Consider the following 760-nt stretch of genomic DNA (forward strand, 5'->3'; position numbering starts at 1 on the left):
TTCCACGCACTGGCAGGATCCACGCACTGGTCGCTGGTCGGGGTCTGCCGATCCAGATGCACCTGTCCGAAAGGCAGGCGAGCGATTGCAAGCAAGCAGATCCCCTGCTCGACGCCGTGTCGGACGGCAGCACCTTCCTCGCCGACAAAGCCTGTGACAGCGACGCGATCCGCGCGCAGATCACCGCGCAAGGCGGCTTTGCCAACACCCCGCCAAACGTAATCGCCGAAAAGATGTGCCTTCAGTGCCTTCCTCTACCGCTAACGCAACCTGATCGAACGCTTCTTTGGAAAACTCAAACACACCAGAGGCTTGGCCACGCGCTACGACAAGCCCGCTGATAACTTCCTCGCCGCCATCAAGCTCTTCTCAGCACGCCTTTGGATCAACGCTAATGAGTTTACGACCTACTCACCTGGATCTGAAGTTTGTTTCATTGTCTTTTGGCAGAAGCGTTTGCTGGAGGCGAGGAATTCCGTTGCTCTGTGGTGCTTGTAGCATTTGCCGATCACCGCCCCTTTGGCGATGTCGAGCGCCGCGAACAGCGAGGTCGTGCCGTTTCGAACGTAAGTATGGGTGCGCTGCTCAGGCACACACGGCGCCAAGGGCAGGACAGGCTATTCGCGGTCGACCGCCTGGATCTGGGACTTCTCATCCACGCACAACACGACTGCCCGCCTCGGCGGTGACATGTAGAGGCCGACGATGTCCTGGACCTTGTCGACGAACAGCGGATCTGTGGAGAGCTTGAACGTCCCGG

Annotated in this window: 1 protein-coding gene and 1 pseudogene; one reads left to right on the forward strand and one right to left on the reverse strand. The window is 59.1% G+C overall.

The annotated features are described in order from the left end of the window. Nucleotides 1–56: 56 nt before the first annotated feature. Nucleotides 57–341, forward strand: coding sequence for a hypothetical protein (locus RM533_RS13750; protein ID WP_432265087.1), 285 nt, complete (start codon nt 57–59; stop codon nt 339–341). Between the two features lie 126 nt (nt 342–467). Here the strand turns inward: RM533_RS13750 and RM533_RS13615 are convergent. Further along, nucleotides 468–760 (reverse strand): annotated as a pseudogene (locus RM533_RS13615) (IS630 family transposase); the annotation flags it as partial.

The organism is Croceicoccus esteveae (genome assembly GCF_031846435.1).
GTDB classification, from domain to species: Bacteria; Pseudomonadota; Alphaproteobacteria; order Sphingomonadales; family Sphingomonadaceae; genus Croceicoccus; species Croceicoccus esteveae.

Coding starts and splice junctions, on each gene's coding strand:
- RM533_RS13750 (WP_432265087.1), top strand. CDS start 57: ATGCACCTGTCCGAAAGGCAGGCGAGCGATTGCAAGCAAGCAGATCCC.